Origin of the sequence: Bradyrhizobium barranii subsp. barranii, assembly GCF_017565645.3 — a bacterium.
Lineage (GTDB): Bacteria > Pseudomonadota > Alphaproteobacteria > Rhizobiales > Xanthobacteraceae > Bradyrhizobium > Bradyrhizobium barranii.
On record NZ_CP086136.1, the window covers coordinates 5139843 to 5165519 of the forward strand.

21 protein-coding genes and 1 pseudogene are annotated in these 25677 nt (G+C 65.8%); 7 read left to right on the forward strand and 15 right to left on the reverse strand.

Translation table 11 applies throughout. The features are described from left to right. Positions 1-11 precede the first annotated feature (11 nt). Positions 12-806 (forward strand): methyltransferase domain-containing protein, encoded by a 795-nt coding sequence (locus J4G43_RS24575; protein WP_208086584.1) that lies wholly within the window; start codon positions 12-14, stop codon positions 804-806. Positions 807-813: 7 nt separating this feature from the next. Here J4G43_RS24575 and J4G43_RS24580 read toward each other — a convergent pair. Both J4G43_RS24580 and J4G43_RS24585 read right to left on the reverse strand, forming a co-directional pair. Next, positions 814-1802: pseudogene (locus J4G43_RS24580) on the reverse strand (Na+-dependent transporter). 8 nt (positions 1803-1810) lie between these two features. Then, positions 1811-2758, reverse strand: a complete 948-nt coding sequence (locus J4G43_RS24585) for a LipP1 family hormone-sensitive lipase (RefSeq protein ID WP_208086585.1) — start codon at positions 2756-2758, stop codon at positions 1811-1813. 203 nt (positions 2759-2961) lie between these two features. On the opposite strand from J4G43_RS24585, the gene J4G43_RS24590 reads away from it, so the two are divergent. Next, the gene (locus J4G43_RS24590) at positions 2962-4020 is read left to right on the forward strand and encodes a DUF2155 domain-containing protein (RefSeq protein ID WP_208086586.1); all 1059 of its coding nucleotides are present in this window, start codon (positions 2962-2964) and stop codon (positions 4018-4020) included. A gap of 40 nt (positions 4021-4060) precedes the next feature. On the opposite strand, the gene aat is transcribed toward J4G43_RS24590, so the two are convergent. The 10 genes from aat to J4G43_RS24640 all read right to left on the reverse strand — a co-directional run bounded on the left by aat (position 4061) and on the right by J4G43_RS24640 (position 13919). Then, positions 4061-4741 carry a leucyl/phenylalanyl-tRNA--protein transferase gene (aat, locus tag J4G43_RS24595; RefSeq protein WP_135213473.1) on the reverse strand — a complete coding sequence of 227 codons (681 nt, stop codon included), beginning with the start codon at positions 4739-4741 and terminating at the stop codon, positions 4061-4063. A gap of 47 nt (positions 4742-4788) precedes the next feature. Continuing rightward, entirely contained in the window at positions 4789-5892 is a 1104-nt protein-coding gene (locus tag J4G43_RS24600; protein WP_208086587.1) for a sensor histidine kinase, read from the reverse strand. Next, a complete protein-coding gene (locus tag J4G43_RS24605; protein ID WP_063983554.1) occupies positions 5889-6329 on the reverse strand; it encodes a response regulator in 441 nt (146 codons plus the stop codon). The genes J4G43_RS24600 and J4G43_RS24605 overlap by 4 nt, the downstream gene beginning before the upstream one ends. Beyond that, entirely contained in the window at positions 6326-7843 is a 1518-nt protein-coding gene (locus J4G43_RS24610; protein WP_208086588.1) for a sensor histidine kinase, read from the reverse strand. The genes J4G43_RS24605 and J4G43_RS24610 overlap by 4 nt, the downstream gene beginning before the upstream one ends. Positions 7844-7945: 102 nt before the next feature. Beyond that, positions 7946-9301, reverse strand: a complete 1356-nt coding sequence (gene accC, locus J4G43_RS24615) for an acetyl-CoA carboxylase biotin carboxylase subunit (RefSeq protein WP_208086589.1) — start codon at positions 9299-9301, stop codon at positions 7946-7948. A 59-nt stretch (positions 9302-9360) separates the two neighbouring features. Then, on the reverse strand, positions 9361-9849 hold the full coding sequence (gene accB / locus J4G43_RS24620) for an acetyl-CoA carboxylase biotin carboxyl carrier protein (protein WP_208086590.1): 489 nt from the start codon (positions 9847-9849) through the stop codon (positions 9361-9363). A 35-nt stretch (positions 9850-9884) separates the two neighbouring features. Next, the gene (gene aroQ, locus J4G43_RS24625; RefSeq protein ID WP_135213477.1) at positions 9885-10352 is read right to left on the reverse strand and encodes a type II 3-dehydroquinate dehydratase; all 468 of its coding nucleotides are present in this window, start codon (positions 10350-10352) and stop codon (positions 9885-9887) included. Between the two features lie 257 nt (positions 10353-10609). Further along, positions 10610-11419, reverse strand: coding sequence for a DUF1236 domain-containing protein (locus J4G43_RS24630; protein WP_208086591.1), 810 nt, complete (start codon positions 11417-11419; stop codon positions 10610-10612). A 236-nt stretch (positions 11420-11655) separates the two neighbouring features. Then, positions 11656-12423, reverse strand: coding sequence for a DsbA family protein (locus J4G43_RS24635; protein WP_085401094.1), 768 nt, complete (start codon positions 12421-12423; stop codon positions 11656-11658). A 92-nt stretch (positions 12424-12515) separates the two neighbouring features. Further along, positions 12516-13919 (reverse strand): M48 family metalloprotease, encoded by a 1404-nt coding sequence (locus J4G43_RS24640; protein WP_208086592.1) that lies wholly within the window; start codon positions 13917-13919, stop codon positions 12516-12518. Between the two features lie 178 nt (positions 13920-14097). Here J4G43_RS24640 and J4G43_RS24645 point away from each other — a divergent pair, with 178 nt between their 5' ends. The 3 genes from J4G43_RS24645 (at position 14098) to J4G43_RS24655 (ending at position 17368) form a co-directional block, all read left to right on the forward strand. Then, complete coding sequence (locus J4G43_RS24645; RefSeq protein WP_208086593.1) at positions 14098-15285, forward strand: pyridoxal phosphate-dependent aminotransferase; 1188 nt, start codon at positions 14098-14100, stop codon at positions 15283-15285. Between the two features lie 107 nt (positions 15286-15392). Continuing rightward, a complete protein-coding gene (locus J4G43_RS24650) occupies positions 15393-15950 on the forward strand; it encodes a biotin transporter BioY (RefSeq protein ID WP_208089405.1) in 558 nt (185 codons plus the stop codon). 83 nt (positions 15951-16033) lie between these two features. Beyond that, positions 16034-17368 carry a dicarboxylate/amino acid:cation symporter gene (locus tag J4G43_RS24655; RefSeq protein ID WP_208086594.1) on the forward strand — a complete coding sequence of 445 codons (1335 nt, stop codon included), beginning with the start codon at positions 16034-16036 and terminating at the stop codon, positions 17366-17368. A 26-nt stretch (positions 17369-17394) separates the two neighbouring features. Here J4G43_RS24655 and J4G43_RS24660 read toward each other — a convergent pair whose 3' ends face one another. Next, complete coding sequence (locus tag J4G43_RS24660) at positions 17395-18279, reverse strand: SDR family oxidoreductase (protein WP_208086595.1); 885 nt, start codon at positions 18277-18279, stop codon at positions 17395-17397. Positions 18280-18370: 91 nt separating this feature from the next. Between J4G43_RS24660 and J4G43_RS24665 the strand changes: the two genes are divergently transcribed. Next, positions 18371-19207: a helix-turn-helix transcriptional regulator gene (locus J4G43_RS24665; protein ID WP_208086596.1), complete on the forward strand. Its 837-nt coding sequence runs from the start codon at positions 18371-18373 to the stop codon at positions 19205-19207. Positions 19208-19268: 61 nt separating this feature from the next. On the opposite strand, the gene J4G43_RS24670 is transcribed toward J4G43_RS24665, so the two are convergent. Then, complete coding sequence (locus tag J4G43_RS24670; protein ID WP_208086597.1) at positions 19269-20501, reverse strand: NAD(P)/FAD-dependent oxidoreductase; 1233 nt, start codon at positions 20499-20501, stop codon at positions 19269-19271. A 64-nt stretch (positions 20502-20565) separates the two neighbouring features. After that, positions 20566-23673: an Rne/Rng family ribonuclease gene (locus tag J4G43_RS24675; protein WP_208086598.1), complete on the reverse strand. Its 3108-nt coding sequence runs from the start codon at positions 23671-23673 to the stop codon at positions 20566-20568. A 705-nt stretch (positions 23674-24378) separates the two neighbouring features. Between J4G43_RS24675 and J4G43_RS24680 the strand changes: the two genes are divergently transcribed. Further along, a complete protein-coding gene (locus tag J4G43_RS24680; protein ID WP_208086599.1) occupies positions 24379-25674 on the forward strand; it encodes an N-acetylmuramoyl-L-alanine amidase in 1296 nt (431 codons plus the stop codon). The last annotated feature ends 3 nt before the right edge of the window (positions 25675-25677 follow it).

The following is a 25677-nucleotide window of genomic DNA, read 5'->3' on the forward strand; positions in this document are numbered from 1 at the left end:
TGGAGGCGAAGATGACCGGGATGGAGTACAGCAACGAGAACGCGAAACGGCTCCAAAGACTTTATCTCACAGGGGACGTGACCGCCCAGCGTGCGGAGACCATTCGGCAGCTCAATCTGTCCGCCGGCGAGAGCGTTCTCGATATCGGATGTGGTCCCGGCTATCTCTGCGAAAGCATGGCGCAGATCGTCGGGCCGGATGGTGCTGTCGTCGGTATCGATGTGTCGACTGACCTGATCGAGGTCTGCAACCGGCAGAAGGCTTCCGCCTGGATTTCCTATGCGATCGGCAACGCGACGGAATTGGGTCAATCCCATGCGTCGTTCGATGTCGTCGTGTGCACGCAGGTTGCCGAGTACGTGCCTGACGTTGACCGCGTCCTCGCAGAGACATTTCGCGTGCTCAAGCCAGGGGGCCGCACGATTTTTGTCGCAACGGACTGGGACGCGGTGGTGTGGCATTCCGAAAGCCCAGAACGTATGGCCGCGGTGATGAAATCATGGGAAGCGCACTGCGCTCACCCGCGTCTCCCGAGGTCGATGGCCCACAGATTGGTGCATGCACGACTTCACCTGGACGGTGCGTCGGTCTTTCCAATCCTGAATTTGCAGTACGATGACGATAGCTACAGTAAGGGGCTGGCCCAGGGCATTCGGGACTTCGTCGCCCGCAGGAACGACGTTTCAGCCGATGATCTCGAAGCATGGCATAGCGAGTTCGAGCGTCTGAGCGGAGCGGGACAATACTTCTTCAGCACCAACCGCTATCTCTTCAGGGCCTCAAAGCCGGCCGCGACGCCGCTATGAATGCGTCCTAGGTCGCCTTGCCTGCAGCGGCCTCGCCGTTGCCATCCGCGCGCGCCGTGAAGCGGCGCGCGATTGGCGTCAGCATGTAGGGCGCAAGATGGATCGGAAACTGCGTCATCGCGAAATAGAGCCAGGTGGTGGGCGGCAGCGCGCCGGCGGTCGCGGCCAGCATCAGGCCCAGATTGCGCTGTGACACCATCAGCCCGAGCGCCAGCGCGCGCTCATAGCCGATGCGGCGGAACAGCAGCGTGGTGACGGCGAGCAGCGTGAAATAGATGGCGAAGGACAGAGCCGCCAGGCTGATGGTGAACACCGGCTGCGCCACCAGATCGTTCACAACATCGCCCATGATCGCGGCGGCGAAGATCAGGAGGATGATGATGTTGAAGCCGTCGATCGGCTTCCTGTGGCGCTGGATCGCTTCTGCGCCGAACACCCAACGGATGATAGTTGCGGCCAGCAGCGACGCCGCGAGGATGCCGAGCAGCTTCAGGCCGAGCGTCGCCGGCGTGACGCTGAGCATGCCGTCGAGGAACAGGCTTGCGAACAGCGACGCTGTGAAGGGGACCAGCGCGGTGGAGGTCACCAGCGTGACCAGCACCAGCGTGGCATCGAGCCCCATCAGCGCGGCGAGCGCCGGAGACGCCATCATGGGCGAGGCCATGCTCTGGAGCATCAGGGCAACGGAAAGGCCGGGCGAGCGGTCGTTGAGCCCTGTTGCATCAGCGGCACGCCCATCGTAGTCCAGGCGGTTGCGGTCGCAATCAGCGCCGGGCGGCGTAGGTGACCGTACAGCGCCGCGAGATCGACTCGCATGAAGGAGATGCAGAGCAGGACGAGGATCGCTTCGGTGATGTAGGGCCGCAGCAGCGTGCCGAGCGGCGGGACGGCGGCGGCGACGAACACGACCGCCGCGACCCCGCGGGTGCCCTGGCTGCCGAGCCATGTCAGCGCGCGCAGGGGGAGGGAGAAGACGGTTTGAAGAACGAAGGGCATGGGAGGCGTCAGCCCAGCTCCTTCAACCAGGCGCCGATCTCGCGCACCGCGACATTGGCCTGCGGCAGCAGCTTGCCCATCGTGAAGAAGCCGTGGAATTGCCCGGGATAGTGCTTGTACGTGACGGGCACGCCGGCCTGCCTGAGGCGCTCGGCATAGTCGTCGCCTTCGTCGCGCAGCGGATCGGCGCCGGCGGTGAGCACATAGGCCGGCGGCAGACCGGCAAGGCTCTTCGCGCGCGCCGGCGAGGCACGCCAGTCCTGGATGTCGGCGGCGCCGTTGAGATAGTGGTCGCGGAACCAGCGGATCACCGAATGCGTCAGCAGCACGCTGGTCTCGGGCTCGCTGTGGGAGCCGTGCGTCATGGCGAAATCGGTCGCGGGGTAGATCAGGACCTGACCCGCGATCTCTGGACCATTGCCGTCGCGTGCGGTGAGTGCGACCACGGCGGCGAGATTGCCGCCGGCGCTATCGCCGCCGATCGAAAGGCGCGAGGCATCGATGCCGAGCTCGCGCGCATTCGCGGCAATCCATTTTGTGGCGGCGATCGCGTCATCAGCGGCGGCGGGAAACTTGTGCTCGGGCGCGAGGCGGTAATCGACCGAGATCACGATCAGCGCGCCTGAAACGGCGAGCTGGCGGCAGACGACGTCGTGGGAGTCGAGATCGCCGATCACCCACCCGCCGCCATGGAAGAACACCAGCGCCGGCGACAACCCGTCCTGAAGGCGCGGCTCCTTTGGCACGTAGATGCGGGCGGGGATCGCGCCGTGCGGCGCCGGGATCGCCAGCGCCGCGACGCGCGCCAGTTCCGGCGGCTCCGGGTTGGTGGCAAAGCGGGCCTGCCCGTAATAGGCGCGGGCTTCCGGTGCCGTCAGGGTCTCGTAGGCGGGGCGGCCGGCGTCCTGGAAGGCCTTGTAGACGGCGGCGGCATCGGGATCGAGCACGACGGGCATGGGAGCGACCTTGGGCTTTCTGTTATCGTTGGACGTCGTTTCGGGGGCGCTGCCCGCCTCGGCCCCGGGGAGGGGCCGGTCAACTATCCCATCCGGCCGCCGGTCTGGCCAGCGGGCGACGGGCAGGGCAGGGATGCCGCCCTTCCCCCGCCGTATTCGCCGTGTTAACCGGATGGCCTGCGAGCGGCGGTATCCCCTGTAGAATGTCCAGCAAGCCCGATTCGCTGTTGAAGCCGCGCGAGAAGATGGTTCGAACCTTTACCCTTACAAGACTTGCCCTGCCAGGTCTTGCGGCGCTTCTGGCCGCCACTGCATTGACGGTTGCGACGCCCGCGCAGGCGCAGATCGGCACGATCTTCTCCGACCCGCCGCCGCGGCCGCCGGGTTCGATTCCGCGTGGTCAGCCGCAGCCTCAGATCCCCGATGACGATGAAGAGGTCCCCGAGCTGCCGCCGCAGGGCCGCGTGCTGCCATCGCGCCCGATGGCGCCGCCGCCGGGCCGGCAAGGTAACGTGATGCCGGGGCCGGTCGAATCCCAGCCCCTGGCGCCGCCGCCGGGCTCAACCGTCGCTCCGCCAAACCAGCCGCCGTCCGTGGCGGTCGCTCCGCCCAATCCGCAAGCCGCCCCGGGTGCGCCCGGTCAGCGCCAGCCCCAGCAGAAGGGCGGGCCGGGCGGCCCTGTCCCGCAGACCCCGGCGAGCCTCCAGCCGGGCGACGAGGTCGTGACCGAGCCGCCGGCCCAGAAGATCGTGAACAAGAAGGCGACCTTCTCCGGCCTCGACAAGATCACCGGGCGCATCATCAATTTCGACGAGGACATCGGCGAGACCGTCCAGTTCGGCGCGCTGCGGGTCAAAACCGACGCCTGCTATACGCGGCCGGCGACAGAAGCCACCAATACCGACGCCTTCGTCGAGGTCGACGAGATCACCTTGCAGGGCGAGGTGAAGCGCATCTTCTCGGGCTGGATGTATGCGGCGAGCCCCGGCCTGCACGGCGTCGAGCATCCGATCTACGACATCTGGCTCACCGACTGCAAAGAGCCGCAGCAGACCATTGCGACCGCGGCGCCCGATCCGACCGCGGCAAAGCCGCCGGCTCCGCCGCCCGCGCAGAAGAAGGCGGCGCCACCCAAGCAGGCCGTGCAGCAGCGCCCGCCGCAGCCCTTGCCGCCGATCCAGCAGCAGCAGCCGGCGCCGCCACCCCCGCCGCCGCCGGAGCAGCGGCCGGGCCTGTTCGGTATCCCGGGGTTTGGGCGTTAGACCAAATCCCCCGGGTTCGGGCGCTAGGCCCCATCACCGATTATGGCCGCGAGGCGACGATGTCGAGCGCGCGCGCGCCCGGGATCGCGTCACCGGCTGACAGCCTCAGGAAATCGCCGGGGTCGCCGGCGAGGGCCTTGTCGAGCAGTGCGGTGTAGCGCCGACGCGAAATCTCGACCGCGCCAAAACTCTTCAAATGATCAGTGACGTATTGCGTGTCGAGCAGCTCGAAGCCGCCATGGATCAGCCGCGCGACCAGGTGCACCAGCGCGACCTTCGAGGCATCGCGCGCGGTGTGAAACATGCTCTCGCCGAAGAAGGCGCGTCCCAGGCTGACGCCGTAGAGCCCGCCGACGAGGTCGTCGCCCTGCCAGGCCTCGACGCTGTGGCAATGGCCGAGCTCGTAGAGGCCGCCATAGAGGTCGCGGATGCGCTTGTTGATCCAGGTGTCCTCGCGCCCCGCCTGCGGCGCGGCGCAGCCGGCGATCGTTGCCTTGAACGCGGTGTTGACGGTGACGCGAAAGGCGTCCGTACGGACGGTGCGCGCGAGCCGCGAGGCCACGCGAAATCCCTCGAGCGGGATCACGCCGCGCAATTCCGGCTCGACCCAGAACAGGGTCGGATCGTCGGCGCTCTCGGCCATCGGAAAGATGCCGCAGGCATAGGCACGCAACAGCACGGCCGGCGTGATTTCAGACGAAGCGGAGTCGCGCGAAGTCATGGCGCAACAGTAGCAGGATCGTGGAGGTGTTGCGAAGGGGGCGAGGGTCAGCCTGCGGCGGCGTTGTTGGTCTTGTCGGGGGCCGCGGGCGTGCGGCGGAACCTCAGCATGACGCGAGTTCCGGAATGGGCGGGGTCGCGCTCGACGGTGGCGTCGAGCTTGGTGGCCATCGCCGCGACGATGCGCTGGCCCATGCCGGTCGAGCGTGGATCCGCCTTGACCTTGTCGCCGACGCCGTCGTCGGTGATCGCCAGCAACAGATCCTCGCCCTGCGAGGTCAGCTCGACATGGATGGGGCCGGCGCCGTCGGGATAGGCGTATTTCACCGCGTTCATCACCAGCTCGTTGACGATGATGCCGACGGCGACGGCGCGGTCCGGGTCGATCTCGATCGGCTCGGCCTTCACCGTCAGGCGCGACATCCGGTTGCCTTCGGCCGAGCGCCTGAGATCCTCGAGCAGCGAATCCAGATACTGGTTCAGCACCACGCTCTTCAGGTCCTGCGAAGTGTAGAGCCGGCGGTGCACCTGCGCGACCGCGGCGACGCGGCCCATCGCGTTGGTCAGCGCCGCCTTGACCTCTTCCTGGCCCGCCGAGTTCGCCTGGAGATGCAGCAGCGAAGCGATGATCTGGAGCGAGTTGCCGACGCGGTGATTGACCTCGCGCAGCAGCAGCTCGCGTTCGGCGGCGAGCGCGGCATAGCGGTCGCGCGATGCGTGGATCTCGGCCTCGGCTTCCTCGCGCGCCTTCTGCAATTCGGCCTGGCGCAGCGCGCCGTCGGCGGCGACGTGGAGCAGGGGGATGAAATCGCCCTTGACGTCCTTGACGAGATAATCGGCCGCGCCCGCCTTCAGCGCGGTGACCGCGATGCTGGAATCCTGCGACGCGGTGACGAACACCACGGGCGGCGCGCCTGGTATCGCCATGATCTGCTCGAGCGTCTCCAGCCCGTCGAGGCCGGGCATGTACTGGTCGAGCGCCACGACGTCGATGCAGCCGTCGGTCTCCGCGCGGCGGATACGCTCCAGGCCTTCCTCGCCGCTCGCGGCATGAATGACCTTGTAGCCGCGTCGCGTCAGGCCGCGCTCGACCAGGCGGGCCAAGGCCGCGTCGTCGTCGATGTAGAGCAGTGTAGGCGGGTGCTGGTTCATGAGGCGGCGGGCGGGACCTGGATGACCGAGAAGAACAGGCCGAGCTGCCGGATGGCATTGGCGAAATTCTCGTAGTTCACGGGCTTGGTGATGTAGACGTTGCAGCCGAGTTCGTAGCAGCGCTTGATTTCCTGGCTGTCGTCGGTGGTGGTCAGCACCACCACGGGCGAGGCCTTCAGGTATTTGTTCTCCTTGATCTGCTTCAGGATGTCGATCCCGGTCATGTCGGGGAGATTGAGATCGAGCAGGATCAGGAGCGCATTGCCCTTCTGCACGAGCCCGCTGCCGTCGGAGCCGAACAGGTGCTTCACCGCGTCCGTGCCGTTGGCGAAGGGGATGATCTCGTTGTTGACGCCGGATCGGCGGATGTTGCGCTCGATCAGCCGGGCGTGGCCCTCGTCGTCCTCGATCATGATGATGGTGACGGGTTGAGTCATTGGTCGGCGTTCCGGTTGCTTGCGTTCCAGGTGATGGGCAACGTGATGGTGAAGGTGCTGCCCGTATTCAGTTCCGATGATACCGACATGGTACCGCCGAGGCGGCGCACAAGTGCGCGCACATGCGCAAGACCGATGCCCTGACCAGGCTTGTCCTGGGTTCCCGCCCGGCGAAACAGGTCGAAAATCCGCTGGTGATCTTTCGGATCGATCCCGCGGCCGTTATCGCTGATCTCGAAGATAGCGTAGCCAAGCTTGGTGCGCCCGCGGATTCTGATCTCGCCGGGGGCGCCGGCCTTGAGATATTTGATGGCGTTGTCGATCAGATTGGAGAAGATCTGCTCCAGCGCAAGGCGGTCGCTGACGAGATCCGGCAGCGGCGCGACATGGATCTCGGCCTGCGCTTCGGCGGACTGATGCGCCAGCGTCGACACGATGGCTTCGATCAGCTCGCGGGTGTCGATCTTTTCGGGCACGAATTCGCGCCGGCCCTCGCGGGTGAGGTTGAGGATCGCCGAGATCAGGCGGTCCATCTTGGCGATCGACGACTTGATGAAGCCGAGCGCTTCGGAAAAATCCGTTGAAAGCTGCTTGTCGGGGCCTTCGAGCGTGACCTCGCCGTCAGCTAGCGGCGGGCCATCGGCCGGGACATGGGTAAGGCCACCGATACGGCGGAAAATGTCGCCGCTGAGCTCTTCGAGTTCGCTGGTGAAGCCCATGATGTTGACGAGTGGCGAGCGGAGATCGTGGCTGACGATATAGGCAAAGCGCTGAATCTCGTTGTTGGCCTCGCGCAGGTCTGCCGTGCGTTCGTCGACCACGGTCTCGAGGTTGGCGTAGGCGTCGCGCAGGCGCGTCTCGGCCTCGTCGCGGGCCCGCACTGAACGCCGCACCAGCCAGATCGAGATCAGGGTCAGCAGCACCACGAGGCCCGAACCGATGCCGGTCATCGAGGCCGCCAGCGTCTGGCTGCGGTCGGAATTGGCCGATCGGAGCCGGAACAGGCGCTCCTCCTCCTGGATCATGGAGACCGCGACTTTGCTGATCTCGGCCGTGGTGTCGGTGGAGGCGGCCTCGCGGACCTGCGCTATGGCCTTGTCCGGCCGATTCTGGCCGATGAAGTCCAACTCCTGCTTGAATTGCCCCAGCCGGATTTCGATCGCCGCGCTCAGCTTCTCGATGTTGCCGCGTTGGTCCGGATTATCGCGGGTCAGGCGCGTGAGCTTGTCGAGGGCAGGTATGATCGCTGCCACGGCTTTCTCATGGTCGGCCTTGAAATCCGCCCCTTGCGTCAGGAGATAGCCGCGGGCGGCGCTCTCGGCACGCCGGATTTCCAGCAGCAGGGCGTTGATCTGATTCTCCGCCTCGATGGTGTGGATCACCCATTTGCTATCGTCTCTGGCCTTGTTGACCAGGTAGACGGAGCCGGCGCTGATCACGGTCAACACCAGAAGACCCGCCGAGAACAGCAGGATCTGCCACATGGAGCGCCGTCGTTGCGCTTCAGTCGTCACGACGGTCTCGCTTCGTCACGTCAACGGAACTCAAAAGGCCCCCTCGGAACTGTCCCCGTCCAGAACGCGATGGGGGCCAAAGGGTTCCATGGGGAGGGAGGGTCACCCCGCGGCCGGTTCCTTACCGGCGAGGTACTGTTCCAGCCAGTGGATGTGATAGTCGCCGTTGATGATGTCGTCCTGGCGCACCAGGTCGCGGAACAGCGGCAGCGTCGTCTCGATGCCCTCGACCACCATCTCGTCCAGCGCCCGGCGCAGCCGCATCAGGCATTCGGCGCGGGTCTTGCCGTGGACGATGAGCTTGCCGACGAGCGAGTCGTAATAGGGCGGGATGGTGTAGCCCTGATAGACCGCGGAATCGATGCGCACGCCGAGCCCGCCGGGCTGGTGATATTGCGTGATGCGGCCTGGCGAGGGACGGAAAGTCTGCGGGTTCTCGGCGTTGATGCGGCACTCGATCGCATGGCCGATGATCTGAATCTCGCTTTGCTTGGCCGGCAGATCGCCGCCGGCAGCGATGCGGATCTGCTCCAGCACGAGGTCGATGTCGGTGATGCTCTCGGTGACGGGATGCTCGACCTGGATGCGGGTGTTCATCTCGATGAAGTAGAACTCGCCGTCCTCGAACAGGAATTCGATGGTGCCGACGCCGAGATATTTCATCTCGCGCATCGCCTTGGCGCAGGTTTCGCCGATCTTGGCGCGTGCAGCGGCAGCAAGGACGGGCGAGGGACCTTCCTCCCAGACCTTCTGGTGGCGGCGCTGCAGCGAGCAATCGCGCTCGCCGAGATGGATCGCGCCGCCGCGGCCGTCACCGAGGATCTGGATCTCGATGTGGCGCGGCTTCTGGAGGTATTTTTCGAGATAGACGGACGCGTCACCGAAGGCGGACTTGGCCTCGTTGGCTGCCGTCGACAGCGCCACCTGGAGGTCGGCCTCGCTCTGCGCGACCTTCATGCCGCGGCCGCCGCCGCCGGCGGCTGCCTTGACCAGCACGGGGAAGCCGATCTTCCTGGCGATCGCCATCGCGTCGTCCTCGGGGCCGACCGCGCCGTCCGAGCCGGGCACCACGGGAATGCCGAGCTTCCTGGCCGTCTTCTTGGCCTCGATCTTGTCGCCCATGAGGCGGATGTGCTCGGCCTTGGGGCCGATGAAATGCAGATTGTGCTCGGAAAGGATTTCGGCGAAGCGCGCGTTCTCGGAGAGGAAGCCGTAGCCGGGATGCACGGCATCCGCGCCGGTGATCTCGCAGGCCGCGAGCAGCGCGGGCACGTTGAGATAGCTGTCCTTGGACGGCGGCGGCCCGATGCAGACGCTCTCGTCCGACAGGCGCACATGCATGGCGTCGGCATCGGCAGTGGAGTGCACGGCGACGGTCGCGATCCCGAGCTCCTTGCAGGCGCGCAGGATGCGAAGGGCGATCTCGCCGCGATTGGCTATGAGGATCTTGTCGAACATGGTGTCCTTAAGGGACTGGCGCGCGGGAAGCGGCTAGGGCGGCTGACCGCCCACGACCATTACTCAATGATGACGAGTGGCTCGCCGTACTCGACCGGCTGGCCGTCTTCGACCAGAATCTGCGTCACCGTGCCGGCGCGCGGCGAGGGGATCTGGTTCATGGTCTTCATGGCTTCGATGATCAGCAGCGTCTGGCCGATCGAGACCTTGCTGCCGACCTCGATGAACGGCTTGGCGCCGGGCTCCGGCGCCCAATAGGCGGTGCCGACCATCGGCGAGATCACCGCGCCCGGATGCTTCGACAGGTCGGCCGCGGCTGGCGCGGCGGCAGCTGCGGCTGCCGGCAGGATGGCGGGAGCGGCCGCCATCTGCATCGGCATGGTCGCGGCGACGCTGATGTTGCGGGCGACGCGCAGGCGAAGGCCGGCCCGTTCGATCTCGATCTCGGTGAGGCTGGTCTCATCGAGCAGAAGTGCGAGCTCGCGGACGAGCGCGGAATCCTCGCTGGAAAACTTTACGGCTGCTTTGTCGTCTGGCTGGCGCGCCATGTTCTGATCCGAATGTTCTGTGTGAAGAGGGAGCGTCAGGCTTTGGGCTTGATGCCGAGCTTGGCTGCAAGGCCCTGGATCGCGAGGCGGTAGCCCTCGATGCCGAAACCGCAGAGCGAGGCGAAGGCCGCGCGCGCGGTGTAGGAATGGTGACGGAAGCTCTCGCGGGCGTGGATGTTGGTCACGTGCACTTCGACGGTCGGAATCTGCACCGCGAGCAGCGCGTCGTGCAGCGCGATCGAGGTGTGCGAATAGCCGCCGGCATTGATGATGATGCCCTTCATCTTGCGGGCGTGCGCCTCGTGGATGAAGTCGATCAGCTCGCCTTCGCGGTTGGACTGCCGGCAGTCGGCCTTGAGGCCGTACGCCGCCGCCGCTTCGCGGCACAGCGTTTCGACGTCGGCCAGCGTCGCATGGCCATACTTCTCGGGCTCGCGCGTCCCCAACATGTTGAGGTTCGGCCCGTTGAGAACGAGGATCGTGTCGGTTGCTGGTTCGGCCATTCCAATCCCGCAAGAGGTGCTTCGGCGTGGCGGGGGTTATAGGTAACAAAGCGCCCTAGGGGAAGCCTTGAAGGACCTCCCAGGGGGCTTCAAACAGCTCATCCGGGGTGCAAAAACCTGTGCGGAAGTTACGGAAATTGCTTGTTAACCAGTTCTAATCGTGGCTGCCGGGCGGGATAGGCAGGGGAGGCCGCCCAATAGGCCAAAAGCCCCTGCCGATCTCTCGGCAAGGGCTTATCGGGCGTCAGCCAGGCGGCTTAGCCTTCGATGATGTACACGATCTCGCGCGTCTGCGGACGGACGATGATGTACTGTCCGCGGACGTAGATCACGTCATAGCCGCGCCACTCCGGATAGATTTCCACGATCCGGGGCGGCAGCGGATGGAAGCGAACGGACGCCGGGATCGCGGCGCCGACCGAGATGTTGAAGTTGACGTTCGTGGTCTCTTCGATCTTGGTCGACTTGATCGCCGTTGAGATCTCGGACCGCTTCTCGGCAGGCGGTGCCGCAGCGGTCGCAGGCGCGGCGCCGGTCGTGGTCTGAGACTTGGTGTCGGCAGCCTTGCTGTCCGCGCCCTTGGTCTGGGCGTTCATGTTGCCGCTCTTGGTGTCAGTCTCGGTGCTCTTGGACTTGTCCATCTGGGACTTGTCCATCGTGCTCTTGGACTTGTCCTGCGCGGACTTGTCCTGCGCGCCTTGGGCGTGCTCACCCTTCGTCGCGCCGGCCTTCTCGTCAGCCGCGTTCTTGTTCATCGTGCCGGATTTTTCCATCCCGCCTGACTTTTCCATCGCACCGGATTTCTCCGTCGCGCCGGACGACTTCTCCTCGGCTGCTCCGCCGGGCTTCATGGCGCCTCCGGCCTGGCCGACGGTGCCCTTCTCGGGAGCGGCTTCCTTGCCCATCGCGCCACGTTCAGCTGCGCCGCCGGCGGGTTGCGAATGTTGCGTCGGCTGCGCACCGGCGCCACCACCGCTGTCGCGGTTCATGGTGCCCTGTGCGTTCGCCAGTCCGGTGCCTGCGACGAGCGCGAGCGCGGCAACCGAGATCATAAAGCGGTTAGACATCGAATTCTCCTCACGTGTTTCTTTGCGTCATTGCCCGCGCCACCAACGAAAGGAGATTTGAGTTGTTCCGGAACATCGGCGGTTCCGGGGTATTTGTTTCTTAAACGCGAGATGAATGCGCGCGCGGGATTCGCGCCAGAATTCGCGCAAAGCTGCGGTCAACGAAAAAGGCCGGCTGTTCAGCCGGCCTCCTTGCATGCGTGAATTGTGAAACGCGCGATCAGCAGGTCGCCTTGTTAGCAAGTCGCCTTGCCGCAACGGGCAACGCCGATCTTTTCCTTCAGGCCTTCGAGGCCGACGGCGCCGATCACGATCTGCTTGCCGATCACGTAGCTCGGCGTGCCGTTCATGCCCATCGCTTCGGCAAGCTTGAAATTCTCCTCGATGGTGGCGCGCACTTCGGGGCTGCCGATGTCCTTCTCGATCTTGGCGGTGTCGAGGCCGGCTTCCTTGGCCGCCTGCAGCGCGCGCGCCTTGTCGGCGGCGCCACGGCCGCCGAGCAGCTTTTGGTGGAAGTCGAGATACTTCTTGCCGGTGGGATCCTGCATGCGCACGGCGACCGCGACCTGTGCCGCTTCGACCGAGCCCTGGCTCAGCACCGGAAACTCCTTCAGCACGACCTTCAGCTTCGGATCGGCCTTCATGAGGTCGAGCATGTCGCCCATCGCGCGCTTGCAGTAGCCGCAATTGTAATCGAAGAACTCGACGAAGGTGACGTCGCCGTCCTTGTTGCCGAGCACGACCTGGCGCGGCGAGTTGAAGATCGCATCGGAGTTCTGTGCGATGCTGGCTTCGTGCTTCTGCGTTTCGGCCGCGGCCTGGCGCTTGGTGAGCTCGGTCATCGCTTCCTCGAGCACCTCGGGATGGGTGACGAGATAGTTCTTGATGATCGCCTCGATGTCGGTGCGCTGGGCATCCGAGAAGCTGTCGGCCGACGCGGGCGCGGCTGCGCCGAACATGGCGAGCGCGAACAGCGCGGGAGCAAGCAGGCGCAGCGAAGGCATAGGCAAATCCTCTTATCGAAAGCTGGTTTCGGAAAACGTCCCGGCGGACTTAAGCTCGGTGTCGTGACGTGTCAGGCGTCGTCTTGGTCGCGTTAGTTGCGCGGCGGCTTGGCCGCCACGATGTCGTCGGCCTTGACCCATCCGGGCGTGCCGACGGCGAAACGGGTTTTCGCGCGCGTGGCGAGCTCGCGGGCGGTCTTGTTGTCGCCGCGCAGATAAGCGGCCTGCGCCGACGCCAGATCCGCCTCGGCATAGTCGCCCTTCCGGCCATAGGCCATCGCGAGCTGCATATAACCGAGCGCAGCCTCCGGTTCCCGTGCCACCGCGGCCCGGAGAATCCGAACGGCATCATCGGTGTAGGCCTTATTATCCGATCCAACCAGAGCCTGCCCAAGTAACATCTCGATGAGGGGCGCGTTGTTGGACAGCTGCACCGCCTTGCGCAGGGCAGGGATCGCCTCGGCCGGCTTGCCGCCCTCCAGCAGGGCCTGGCCGCGCACCTCGTAGAAATACGGGTTGTTCGGCTGGACCTGGATCAGCGCATCGATCTGGGCCAGGGCGCTGCGCAAATCGCCGTGCAGATAGGTGCTGATGGCGCGGGCATAGCGCGCCGGCATGCTGTCGTTCGTCTGGGGGTAGCGGCGGTAGACCGTCTCCGGCCGCTCCATGAACGCGGAAATCTTGGCGCGCGCCATGTCGTGGCGGAGCTGGAGCGCGGGATCGTCCTTCTTGTCCCAATAGGGGCTGGAACTGGCGAATTCCTGAAGCGACGCGACGCGCTCGGCGGGCATCGGATGCGACTGGAGATAGGGATCGGTGCCGCGGGCAGCGAACAGGCTCTCGCTGGTGAAGCGCTTGAAGGTCTCGTACATGCCCTTCGGCGACTGCTGGGTCGCGGTCAGGAATTTCACGCCGGCGCGGTCGGCGTTCTCCTCCTGCTGGCGCTGATAGGACAGCAGCGTGCGGCGGATCATCTCCTGCGGTCCGGCGATGGCGGCAGCACCGGCATTGGCGAGCCCGTTGTTGCCGGCGCTGTTGCTGCCGCGGGTGCTGCCCACGGCGATCGCGCCGGCCCCGAGCAGCATGGCGATGATCATCTGGGTCTGGGCGTTGGCGAGCTGTTCGCGCAGCTTGGACAGATGGCCGCCGGCCAGATGTCCGGTCTCGTGCGCGAGCACGCCGATGATCTGGTTCGGCGTCTCCGACTGCATGATCGCGCCGTAATTGACGAAGATGCGGCGGCCGTCCGCGACGAACGCGTTGAACGAGCCCTCGTTGATGATCACCATCTGGATGTTCTGCTTTTCCAGACCGGCAACGCGCAGGATCGGGCGCGTGTATTCGCGCAGCAGCTGCTCGGTTTCGGTGTCGCGCAGGATCGGCGGCCCCTTGGCCTGCGCATGCACGGCCGGCATCGGCAACAACGCGATCGCCGCGGCGGTGACGAGGGCGGTGAGGGAGGAGGCCTTCTTGCGCAATGCGATCTGGAGCAACATCAGGCGGTCTGGGTCAAACGGTCTTGATCAAGCAGTTTCGTGATTGGTTTTTGGCGATTGGCGGCGGACCGGATACGAGATATGCCCTTATGAGCCGTACAATGCGGCCAGTCTGGGGCGCAAGCGCCCCGTTTCCCGGACCGAACCGACCGGTTCGCCAGCGAAATAGCAGAATTCGATGCACGATGCGACATTGAGGAACCGGGTGGGGCAGTGGCTCGAGCCCTCCCGCCGCAGCGATGTTCCCCCGTTCATGGTGATGGACGTGATGGCCGCCGCGGCCCGAATCGAGGCGGCAGGCGGCCATGTCATCCACATGGAGGTCGGCCAGCCCGCAACCGGCGCCCCAAAGACCGCGATCGCGGCCGCCCATGCGGCGCTCGAGGCGGGGCGGATCGATTACACCTCCGCGCTCGGCATCCCCTCATTGCGCGAACGCATCGCGTGCCACTATCGGGATGCCTATGGCTGTGATGTCAGCCCCGAGCGGATCGTGGTGACGACAGGCTCCTCCGGCGGTTTCATCCTGGCCTTCCTGTCGATGTTCGCGCCCGGCGACCGCGTCGCCGTGACGGTGCCGGGCTATCCGCCCTACCGTCACATCCTCACCGCGCTTGGTTGCGAGCCGGTGCTGATCGAGACCACCAATGACACGCGCCACGCGCTGACCGGCGAGGCGCTGCTGGCGGCGCATCGCAAGGCGCCGCTGAAGGGCGTGCTGGTCGGCAGCCCGGCCAATCCGACGGGGACGATGATGTCCCGCGAGGCGCTTGCCGGCCTGATCGCTGCGGCGGAAGACGCCGGCATCCGCTTCATCTCCGACGAGATCTATCACGGGCTCGACTACGCGTTTCCGGCGGCAACGGCGGCGGCGATGTCGGAGCACGCACTCGTGATCAACTCGTTCTCGAAATATTTTTGCATGACGGGCTGGCGCGTCGGCTGGATGGTCGTGCCCGAGATCCTGGTGCGACCGATCGAGCGGCTGCAGCAGAACCTCTCGATCTCGGTGCCGTCATTGTCGCAAATCGCGGCCGAGGCCGCCTTCGACGGCGCAGCCGAAATGGAGGAGATCAAGCACGGCTATCAGGAAAACCGGCGCATCCTGATCGAGGGATTGCCCAAGGCGGGCCTCAGCAAGTTCCTGCCTGCCGACGGCGCCTTCTATCTCTATGCCGACGTCTCGGACTTCACCTCGGACAGTTTCGAATTCGCCAAGCAGATGCTGGAGCAGGCGCACGTTGCGGCCACGCCGGGTCTCGATTTCGATCCCATCCATGGTCGTTCGTTCATACGGCTCTCCTATGCGCGTTCGGCAGCGGAGATGCGGGAGGCAGTTGACCGGATCGCTCACTGGCTTAAATAGCCGCGAGTTTTCGACAGCCGTTTCGACACCAGCCCTGCGGAGTTCCAACTTTGTCTGACCGTTCCCTCCCGTCCGTCGCCACGCCGCATTCTCCTCTCGCCGCATTGATGTGGCCGACCCGTCCGGGTGAAACCGTCGGCGCACTTCGCGCCGTCGTGCTGATTGCGCTCGGCACCGCCTTGATGGCGCTATCAGCCAAAGTGAATCTGCCGCTGCCTTACGTGCCCATGACCCTGCAGACGCTGGTCGTGCTGGTGATCGGCGCCGCCTATGGCTGGCGCCTTGGCAGCGCAACCATGATCGCCTACCTCGCCGAAGGCGCGATGGGGCTGCCGGTGTTCGCCGGTCCGGTCGGTGGAATTGCACCGCTGCTCGGCCCGACTGCCGGCTATCTGTATGGCTTCGTGCTGGCTGCCTTTATCACCGGCTGGCTGGCCGAGCGCGGCTGGGATCGCAACGTCGTGTTCCTGTTTGGAGCAATGGCGCTCGCCCATGTCGTCATCTTCATCGCCGGCTTCGGCTGGCTGGCCTACGTCATCGGCCTTGGCGCAACCAAGGCCTGGGCGGTCGGCGTCGCGCCGTTCATTGCGGCATCGGTGGTCAAGAACGCGCTGGGCGCCGCGCTGATGCCGGCGGCCCGCCGGATCGTCGATCGACGCGGGTAAAGCGCACCATTCCGAGCAGTTCCGATTGACAGAGCCGGCCAAGTTGATCTTGGCTGGCTCTGAGTTTGAGGGGGAGTGAAACAATGACGACGACAACGATGGCGGGGGCGCCGGTCGCACCGGCCGCCGCCAAGCCGTGGTACAAGGTTCTCTACGTCCAGGTGCTGATCGCCATCGTGCTCGGCGCCTTGGTCGGCTGGCTGTGGCCGTCGCTCGCCACCAACGAGTGGATCAAGGCGATGGGCGACGGCTTCATCAAGCTGATCAAGATGGTGATTGCGCCGATCATCTTCTGCACCGTGGTCTCCGGCATCGCGCATATCCAGGACGCAAAGAAGGTCGGCCGCATCGGCGTCAAGGCGCTGGTCTATTTCGAGGTCGTCTCGACCTTCGCGCTGGTGATCGGACTCATCATCGGCAACCTGGTGAAGCCGGGTGCGGGTTTCGGCAGCGCCGCCGCCAACGCGCAGGCCGTCGCCAACTACGCCAAGCAGGCCGAGGGCCAGAGGTCGGTCGACTTCATCCTGCACATCATCCCCGACACCGTGGTCGGCGCCTTCGCGCAAGGCGAGATCCTGCAGGTGTTGCTGTTCTCGGTGCTGTTCGGCTTCGCTATCATGGGCCTCGGCGAGCGCGGCCATACCATCCGCAGCTTCATCGATGACGCCGCGCATGCGGTGTTCGGAGTCATCTCCATCGTGATGCGCGCGGCGCCGATCGGCGCCTTCGGCGCAATGGCCTACACCATCGGCAAGTTCGGCACCGGGGCGATCCTCAACCTGGTCGGCCTGATCGCGACGTTCTACGTCACCGCGGCGCTGTTCGTGTTCGTCGTGCTCGGAACCATCGCGCGCCTCGCCGGCTTCTCCATCTTCAAGTTCCTGGCCTACATCAAGGACGAGCTGCTGATCGTGCTCGGTACCTCGTCCTCGGAAAGCGCGTTGCCGTCCTTGATGGAGAAGCTCGAGCGCCTCGGCTGCTCGAAGTCGGTGGTCGGTCTCGTGGTGCCCACGGGCTATTCGTTCAATCTCGACGGCACCAACATCTACATGACGCTGGCGACGCTGTTCATCGCGCAGGCGCTTGGCTTCGATCTCTCCTTCGGCCAGCAGCTCACCATCCTGGTGGTGGCGATGCTGACCTCGAAGGGTGCCTCCGGCATCACCGGCGCGGGCTTCATCACGCTGGCCGCGACGCTCGCCGTGGTCGATCCGCGCCTCGTGCCGGGCATGGCGATCGTGCTCGGAATCGACAAGTTCATGAGCGAGTGCCGCGCGCTGACCAACCTCTGTGGCAACGGCGTGGCCTGCGTGATCGTCGCCTGGTGGGAAGGTGAGCTCGACCGCGACAAGCTCAACGCCAACCTCGCCAGGCAGATCGATCCGACCGACTTGGAGACGGCCGTCACGACGGACTGATCTGCCGGTGGCGGCGCCGCGCGCCGTCAGACCTTGAAGTAGTAGGGCTGGTCGAGATCCTCGATCAGCCCTTTTTCTTTGGGCTCCCAGCCGAGCAAAGCGCGCGTCCTGGCGCTTGAGGTCGGAACGTCGATGCCGGCGAATTGTGCGAACCAGCCGAAATGCGCGGCCGCTTCCTCAGGCGATTTGGACACGACGGGGACGCCGAGCCTTCGGCCGATCACCTCTGCAATCGCCTTGAACGGCACGCCTTCCTCGGCGATCGCATGATAGCGCCGCGCGGTCGCACCTTGCTCCAGCGCGAGACGATAGACGCGCGCGGCGTCGAGGCGGTGCGCGGCCGGCCAGCGGTTTTGACCTTCGCCGATATAGGCCGCGGCGCCTTTCTCCCGGGCGAGCGCGATCAGGCGCGGCACGAAGCCATGGTCGCCCTCGCCATGGGTCGTGGGCGGCAGCCGCACGATGCCGGTGCGGACGCCGCGCTCTGCGAGGTCTTCGGCAGTGGCTTCCGAGACGCGCGGAAAGTGGCGGGCCGCCGCATCGTCTTCGGTCGCGAGCCGTCCGGGCGTCAGTAGCGCCACACCTGATGTGACGATGAGAGGGCGGTCGGAGCCTTTGAGCTCCTCACCAAGCGCGAGGATCGCGCGGCGGTCGAGCTCGCAATTGTCGGCGAATTTCGAGAAGTCGTGGTTGAAGCCGAGATGCAGCACACCATCCGAAGCGGCGGCGCCGCCGCGTAAGGATGCATGATCCTCCAGCGACCCACGATGGACCTCGGCGCCCATCGCGGTGAGCGCTGCGGCGCCGGCATCGGAGCGGGCGAGGCCGAGCACGCTATGGCCGGCGGCCAACAGATCTCGAACGACGGCGGAGCCGACGAAGCCGGTGGCACCGGTAACGAATACACGCATGCGAAATCTCCAGATGTTGGTGGAGAGAACCATCTGCGCTAGAGTTATCCGGGTAAAGTAGTGACATTATCAGGGTATAATATCTAACAGGATGAGCGAGAGCACTGCCGCCGACAACTTGCTTGGGGCCTATCTGAAGGACCGTCGCACCCGGCTCGATGCAGCCGCGTTCTGCTTCTCCGGCAGCCGCAGGCGCACGCCGGGTCTGCGCCGGGAGGAAGTGGCCCAGCGCGCCAATATCAGCTCGACCTGGTACACCTGGCTGGAGCAGGGCCGCGGCGGGGCGCCATCGGCCGACGTGCTCGACCGGATCGCGCGCGCGTTGATGCTGACCGATGTCGAGCGCGAGCACCTGTTCCTGATCGGCCTCGGCCGCCCGCCCGAGGTGCGCTACCAGGCGAGCGAAGGCGTCTCGCCGCGGCTGCAACGCGTGCTCGATGCGCTCTCATTCAGCCCGGCGCTGGTACGCACAGCGACCTGGGACGTTGTCGCCTGGAATCGCGCCGCAAGCGTCGTGCTGACCGACTACGGCGCGATCCCGCCGGGACAGCGCAACATCCTGCGCTTCATCTTCTGCGATCCGCGCGTGCGCGCCGCGCAATATGACTGGGACAGTGTGGCACGCTTCGTGGTGGCCGCATTCAGGGCAGACGCGGCGCGAGCAGGTGCCGTCTCGCATGTCGCCGATTTCGTCGACGAGCTCTGTCGGACAAGTCCGGAATTCGCGGCGCTCTGGCGCGACAATGACGTGCGCCATCATGGCGACGGCACCAAGCGGCTGCGGCATCCCGTTCACGGCACGATGTCGTTCGAATATTCGAGCTTCAATGTCGAGGGCCGCTCCGATCTCAGCATGATCGTCTACAATCCGGCGACGCCCGAAGATGCCGACCGCATCAGGAAGCTGCTGGCCGAGCGCGCCGACTGACGGAATTTGCCAGCTCGCGCATCTCAGCCGCGCTCGCGGTGCGCACTGCGGACGCCGACAGCTAAAAGCGCTCAGGCCGGTATGGCGTCGGATCGATCGCCGGCGTCTCGCCGCTCATGATCTCGGCGAGGAGGCGGCCGGTCGCGGGCCCGAGCGTAAAACCTTGGTGGCCGTGGCCGAAATTCATCCAGAGGCCGGGGTGACGCGGAGCTTGCCCGAGCACCGGCAGCATGTCGGGCGTGCAGGGGCGGGTGCCGAACCACGGGTCGGGCTCGACCCGCCTGCCGAGGTCGATCAGCTGTCGCGCCGAAGCTTCGGCACTGGCGAGCTGCACGGGCGTGGCGAGCGCGTCCATGCCGGTCAATTCCGCGCCTGTGGTGATGCGGATGCCCTTCGCCATCGGACCCATGGCATAGCCGCCGGCCTTGTCGACCAGCGGCAGATCGAGTGATGCGCCGCCGCTGTAATGCATGTGGTAGCCGCGCTTGCGCACCAGCGGAATGCGATAGCCGAATTTGTGCAGGAGATTGGGCGACCAGGGCCCGAGCGTCACGACGGCGGCCGCAGCGTCGACGGCTCCCTGGTCCGTGTCGACCGACCAGCCGGTCGCGGTCTGCCGCAAGGTCTGGGCATCGCCGAGCACGATGGTGCCGCCGAGGCGCTCGAACAGCTCGGCATAGGCCGTGACCAGCGCGCCGGGATCGGACACGGTCCAGGTGTCGAGCCAATGGATCGCACCGGGCAGGTCGTCGCGCAGAATCGGTTCGGCCTTGGCGAGCTCGGCCCCCGAGAGCGCGCGAAACCTCACGCCGAATTCGCGCTGGTCTTGTTCCGCCGCCTTGACGGCGAGATCGAAGGAAGCTGCGTCGCGATGCAGGTGCCGGTAGCCCGCGCGGCGGATCAGATTGTCGGCATGGGCTTCGCGGATGAGGATGTCGTGCTCCGCCGTCGCGTAGGCGATCAGCCGCGCCCAGGCGTCGATCGCCTCGCGATGCCGCTTCGGCGCCGAGTGCCACCAGTAGCGGAGCAGGGGCTCGATATGGAGATGAAGCGACGACAGGCTGTAGCGCACGTCGTTGGTGCGGCCGGTCGCGATCTTCAGGAGCGTGGCGAAGTCGCGCGGCATCGGATAGGGACGCACGGCTTCGGCCTGGATCATCCCGGCATTGCCGTAGCTGGTCTCGCGGCCCGGCTCCCTGCGGTCGACGAGCGTGACCGACCAACCGCGCTGCCGGAGGTGCAGCGCCGCGCTCACGCCGATCATGCCGCCGCCGAGAACAATTGCGCTTTGCATCGTACTGACCTTGCCAAATCAAAACCGCCCGGTTTGGCCGGGCGGTCTCAACTGATTTGTTCGCCTACTCGCCGCCGCCGAACCGGCGAGACCACCAGCCGGCGCGACGCGGCGCGGCCGGAGTTTCGGTTGCCGCTTCCGGCGCGGGTTCAGCGGCTGGTGCGGGCGGGGCAACCGGCTCCGGCGCTGCCGCAACCGGTGTTGCCGGCTCGCTCGCGCTGCTCGACAGGAAGCTCACCTTTTCCCGGACCGTGGAGCGGCGACGCGCTGCCTTGTCGTCGGCGGGCTCTTCGTCCGCGGCGGCAGGAGCGGGCTCAGGCTGGGCCGGCGCCTCAATCTGCACCTCGGCGCGCGGCTCGGGCTGGCTGACCTCAGGCTCGGCGGCGGTGTGTTCGGCCTGCGCGATCGAGGGCGCAGCCTCGCCGCCAAAGCTGTCGAAATCGGCGACGGCGTCGGTCGCTTCCGACGGTGCATTGGCCGCGAGCTCGTCGCCGATGGAGCCGGCGAGACCTTCCTCGTTGCCACCGCGACGGCGGCGTCCACCGCGACGACCACGCCGGCGGCGGCGATCGCCGTTGCCCTGCTGCTCGCTGCGGGCCGCCTGGTCCTCACCTTCCTCGCCGTCCTGTTCGGACTCGGCGTCTTCTTCACCTTCGCTGGCCGCCACGGTCGCTTCGGACGACGTCGGAGTGCCATCCTCGCGCAACTCGCCGTCGCGCGGGGCACCGCGGCCGCGCCGACGCCGGCGGCGCTTGCGGCGCTGGCCATCCTGGTCGGAAGCCGCTTCGCCGCCAGCCTGCTCCTCGGCGAGGCCTTCGGTTTCTTCGGTCTCGACCTCGGATTCCAGCTCCGGATCGAATTCCTCGTCGTCATAGACTTCTTCGGCTACGGGCGGCGGGCTTGCGGCGGCCTGTGCCGCCAGCAGCGCCTTCGCTGCTTCCAGCGTATGCACCTGCTCGCCGCGGTCGATGAGATAGGCCTGCGGTCCGCTGACGCTGGGGTCGGCGATGACGGCCAGCGTGACCTTGAAGCCATTCTCGAGGTCGCGCAGATGGCCGCGCTTGTGGTTCAGCACATAGAGCGCGACGTCCGTGCGGGTGCGGACCACGAGATTGTGGGTCGCGCCCTTCATCAGGATCTCTTCGAGGCCGCGCAGCAGCTGGAGCGCAACCGAGGAAACCGAGCGGACATGGCCGGTGCCGCCGCAATGCGGGCAGGGATCGGTCGAGGATTCCAGCACGCTGGCGCGGATGCGCTGGCGCGACATCTCGAGCAGGCCGAAATGCGAGATGCGGCCGACCTGGATGCGGGCGCGGTCCTGCCGCAGGCAATCGGACAGCTTGCGCTCGACCGCGCGGTTGTTGCGCTTCTCGTCCATGTCGATGAAGTCGATGACGATCAGGCCGGCGAGGTCGCGCAGGCGAAGCTGGCGGGCGACCTCTTCGGCCGCTTCCAGATTGGTTTTGAGCGCGGTGTCCTCGATATGGTGCTCGCGGGTCGATCGTCCGGAGTTGACGTCGATCGAGACCAGCGCCTCGGTCTGGTTGATCACGATGTAGCCGCCGGAGCGCAACTGCACGGTCGGAGAGAACATCGCGTCCAGCTGGCTCTCGACGCCCATGCGCGAGAACAGCGGCTGGCCGTCGCGATACTGCTTCACCGCGCTGACATTGGCGGGCATCAGCATCTTCATGAAGTCGCGCGCTTCGCGGTAGCCGGACTCACCGGCAACCGAGATCTCGTCGATCTCCTTGTTGTAGAGGTCGCGCAGCGAGCGCTTGATCAGCGAGCCTTCCTCGTAGACCAGGGTCGGGGCCTGCGACTTCAGCGTCAGGTCGCGCACCGTCTCCCACATCCGGATCAAATACTCGAAGTCACGCTTGATCTCGGGCTTGGTACGGGCGGCGCCGGCGGTGCGCAGGATGATGCCCATGCCCTCGGGCACGTCGAGATCCTGCACAACTTCCTTCAGGCGGGAACGATCCTGGGCGCTCGTGATCTTGCGGCTGATGCCGCCGCCGCGCGCGGTGTTCGGCATCAGGACGGCATAGCGGCCGGCGAGCGAGAGATAGGTGGTCAGCGCCGCGCCCTTGTTGCCGCGCTCTTCCTTGACGACCTGCACCAGCATCACCTGGCGGCGCTTGATGACTTCCTGGATCTTGTACTGGCGGCGCGGGCGGAAGGTGCGCTCCGGCACTTCCTCCATCACGTCGTCGCCGCCGACGGATTCGACGTGTTCCTCTTCGGCTTCCTCGCCGTCCTCGTCCTCGTCGTCTTCCTCATCGGACTCGTGATGACGAGCATCAGTGCTTTCGCCGGCAGCGTAGACGGCGTCGGCCGGTTCGGCGGAGGCGGTCACGGCTTCGGCGAGAGCCTCGGCATGGGCCTCGGAGGCGATAGCCTCCTGCGGTTCGGCAGCGGTCTCGGTCGCGACCACGGGCTCGGCGCCGACGGCTGCGACAGGCGCGGGCGTCTCGTCGGCATGATCATGGTCGTGATGATTGTGCTCGTCATGACCATGGTCGTCATGACCGTGGGCGTGATGGTGATCGTCATCATTGGCATGATGATGGTCGTGACCATGTCCTTCGTGGTCATGATCGTGGTGATCATGATCGCCATGTTCGTGGTCTTGATGCTCGTGGCCTTCGTGCTCGCCGTGATGCTCCGTCTCGGCGTGCAGGTGCTCGCCCTCGTGCGACGCACCCTCGATGTGCAGGGCGTCGCTCTCGACCGGCTGGGCCGCTGGGTCGGCGCCGGCCTCGAGGCCCTCGACGATGTCGCTGCGGACGCGTTCGCCTTGACTGCGGCGGCGGGAGTTGCGGTGGCGCGAGCGGCGGCGGCCGTGGGAGCGGTTCTCGCTCTCTTCCTCCGCCTCGCGATGGGCCTGTTCCTCGGCCTCGATCAGTGCCTGCCGATCGGCGACCGGAATCTGGTAGTAATCGGGATGGATTTCGCTGAAGGCGAGGAAGCCGTGGCGGTTGCCGCCATATTCGACAAAGGCGGCCTGGAGCGAAGGCTCCACCCGGGTGACCTTGGCGAGGTAGATATTCCCGCGCAGTTGCTTGCGTTGTGCGGTCTCGAAATCAAACTCTTCGACGCGATTGCCGCGGACCACGACGACCCGGGTCTCCTCCGGGTGGGTGGCATCGATCAACATCTTGTTGGGCATGTCTTAACTCTTGGCGGCGGCGGGCGCGATTCACCGTGGGCGCGATTAGCGCTGCCGGGTGCCGCGACGGTCCACCTGATTCGGGGGTGAGGGGAAGGCCGAAACGCCGTCTCTCGCGCCTTGCCGAAACGGAAGCTGGAGGGCCGAAGCGGCGCGCGGGATTGTCACTCCGCAGCGTCGCGAACGGTCCTTCAGAATTCGTCGGCACAGTCTGGCGCATCAAGCGTCGGCCCGTATGAAACATTGGGCGGCGGGGCCGCCCCTCAATCAGTTGCTGCTGGCCAGGCATGGCGCGAGCGCGCTCGCCTTGGGGATTACGAACCGCTCCCTTGGGATTAAGGGACCGGGTAACGAGTCACGTCGCTGTCAAAACCGTCCCGGAAACGCGGTGGTAACCAGGGACCGTCCGCCGCCGGGGCTTGACCCGCTCCACCTCGCTGCCGCGCACCGCGCTGGTCTTTGAGGGGAACGGAAAAACGCTGGAATTCCCAAACCTTGAGAGTTCCGGCGCTGCACCGGGAGGCTGAACGCGACACAACCGGAAATATCGGCCGTCAGCACTCCGTACATACGTGGAATGGACCAACCGTGCAAGGGAGCGTCGCACGGCGGTCACAGTCGGGGAGTTTCGTATATCTGTCATTAAGCGACGATTAACCCTGTGGTTCTATTGCGTTAGAAGGGCCGCTCGGAGGCACTGAATCGGTGACGAGCCGCACAAATCAAAGGGTTTTGCTGGGATGCGCGCTTCTGTGCGCCGCAGCATTGGTATGCGCTGATTCCTGGCGCCTGAGCGCGGCGGAAAGCCAGCCGCAACCCTCTGTTGCGGTAGCGAATTTTCCAACCGCGTCCGCCGCCCGGCTGGCCGGCGATGGCAAGCAGACCCGTTTCATCCTCGACATCGATCAGGCCGTCACATTCCGCGCCGTGACGCTCGCCGACCCGTATCGGGTGGTGGTCGATGTGCCCCAGGTCAATTTTCAACTGCCCGCGGGCACCGGGGTCGAGGGGCGGGGACTGGTCAAGGCCTTCCGCTACGGGCTGGTCATGCCCGGCGGCTCGCGAATCGTGTTCGATCTGACAGGCCCGGCCAAGATCGCCAAGTCCTACGTGCTGGAGGCCGCCAATGGCCAGCCAGCCCGGCTCGTGCTCGAGCTGGAGGAGGTCGACCGTGCCGCCTTCGTGCAGTCGCTCGTCCCCGAGAAACGTCCCGAACTGCGGCCCGCAATCGCCGACGCGCCGCCGGCAACGGTTCCGGCCGCCGCAGCTCCGGAAGCCGGGCAGCAAAAGGCCGACGGGCGCCCGATCGTCGTGATCGATCCCGGCCATGGCGGCATCGACAACGGCACGCAGTCGGGCGGCGAGAGCGAGAAGAACCTGGTGCTGGCCTTCGGCCTGGCGCTGCGCGACCAGCTGGACAAGACCGGCAAATTCCGCGTGGTGATGACACGGGATGACGACACTTTCATTCCGCTCAACGACCGGGTCAAAGTCGCCCGCGGGCTCAAGGCCGCCTTGTTCGTCTCGATTCACGCCGATGCGCTGCCGAAGGCCGAGGGCGATGCGCAGGGCGCGACCATCTACACGCTGTCCGACAAGGCCTCCGACGCCGAGGCGCAGCGACTGGCGGATGCGGAAAACCGGGCGGACGCGATCGCCGGTTTCAACCTCGCGGAGGAGCCGACCGACGTCGCCGACATCCTGATCGACCTCACCCAGCGGGAAACTCGTACCTTTTCAAGCCGTTTTGCCCGCCTGTTGATGGGCGAAATGAAGTCGTCCGTGCGGATGCACAAGCATCCCCTGAAGTCGGCCGGCTTCCGGGTCCTCAAGGCGCCGGACGTGCCGTCGGTGCTGGTCGAGATCGGCTATGTCTCCAACAAGGGCGACCTCGAGCATCTGGTCTCGGAGGGGTGGCGGTCCAAGGCCGTGGGCTCGATGGCGCAGGCGATCGACGGGTTCCTGACCAAGCGGATGGCCACGGCCGGATCGTCAAATTGACGA

Excerpts from the sequence above, each read along its gene's own strand:
- J4G43_RS24655 (WP_208086594.1), top strand. The coding sequence starts at position 16,034 with ATGACGACGACAACGATGGCGGGGGCGCCGGTCGCACCGGCCGCCGCC.
- aroQ (WP_135213477.1), bottom strand. The coding sequence starts at position 10,352 with ATGGCCGAACCAGCAACCGACACGATCCTCGTTCTCAACGGGCCGAAC.
- J4G43_RS24585 (WP_208086585.1), bottom strand. The coding sequence starts at position 2,758 with ATGCCCGTCGTGCTCGATCCCGATGCCGCCGCCGTCTACAAGGCCTTC.
- accC (WP_208086589.1), bottom strand. The coding sequence starts at position 9,301 with ATGTTCGACAAGATCCTCATAGCCAATCGCGGCGAGATCGCCCTTCGC.
- aat (WP_135213473.1), bottom strand. The coding sequence starts at position 4,741 with ATGACTTCGCGCGACTCCGCTTCGTCTGAAATCACGCCGGCCGTGCTG.
- accB (WP_208086590.1), bottom strand. The coding sequence starts at position 9,849 with ATGGCGCGCCAGCCAGACGACAAAGCAGCCGTAAAGTTTTCCAGCGAG.
- J4G43_RS24635 (WP_085401094.1), bottom strand. The coding sequence starts at position 12,423 with ATGCCTTCGCTGCGCCTGCTTGCTCCCGCGCTGTTCGCGCTCGCCATG.
- J4G43_RS24630 (WP_208086591.1), bottom strand. The coding sequence starts at position 11,419 with ATGTCTAACCGCTTTATGATCTCGGTTGCCGCGCTCGCGCTCGTCGCA.
- J4G43_RS24645 (WP_208086593.1), top strand. The coding sequence starts at position 14,098 with ATGCACGATGCGACATTGAGGAACCGGGTGGGGCAGTGGCTCGAGCCC.
- J4G43_RS24605 (WP_063983554.1), bottom strand. The coding sequence starts at position 6,329 with ATGACTCAACCCGTCACCATCATCATGATCGAGGACGACGAGGGCCAC.
- J4G43_RS24675 (WP_208086598.1), bottom strand. The coding sequence starts at position 23,673 with ATGCCCAACAAGATGTTGATCGATGCCACCCACCCGGAGGAGACCCGG.
- J4G43_RS24650 (WP_208089405.1), top strand. The coding sequence starts at position 15,393 with ATGTGGCCGACCCGTCCGGGTGAAACCGTCGGCGCACTTCGCGCCGTC.
- J4G43_RS24660 (WP_208086595.1), bottom strand. The coding sequence starts at position 18,279 with ATGCGTGTATTCGTTACCGGTGCCACCGGCTTCGTCGGCTCCGCCGTC.
- J4G43_RS24665 (WP_208086596.1), top strand. The coding sequence starts at position 18,371 with ATGAGCGAGAGCACTGCCGCCGACAACTTGCTTGGGGCCTATCTGAAG.
- J4G43_RS24670 (WP_208086597.1), bottom strand. The coding sequence starts at position 20,501 with ATGCAAAGCGCAATTGTTCTCGGCGGCGGCATGATCGGCGTGAGCGCG.
- J4G43_RS24575 (WP_208086584.1), top strand. The coding sequence starts at position 12 with ATGACCGGGATGGAGTACAGCAACGAGAACGCGAAACGGCTCCAAAGA.
- J4G43_RS24590 (WP_208086586.1), top strand. The coding sequence starts at position 2,962 with ATGTCCAGCAAGCCCGATTCGCTGTTGAAGCCGCGCGAGAAGATGGTT.
- J4G43_RS24640 (WP_208086592.1), bottom strand. The coding sequence starts at position 13,919 with ATGTTGCTCCAGATCGCATTGCGCAAGAAGGCCTCCTCCCTCACCGCC.
- J4G43_RS24600 (WP_208086587.1), bottom strand. The coding sequence starts at position 5,892 with ATGAACCAGCACCCGCCTACACTGCTCTACATCGACGACGACGCGGCC.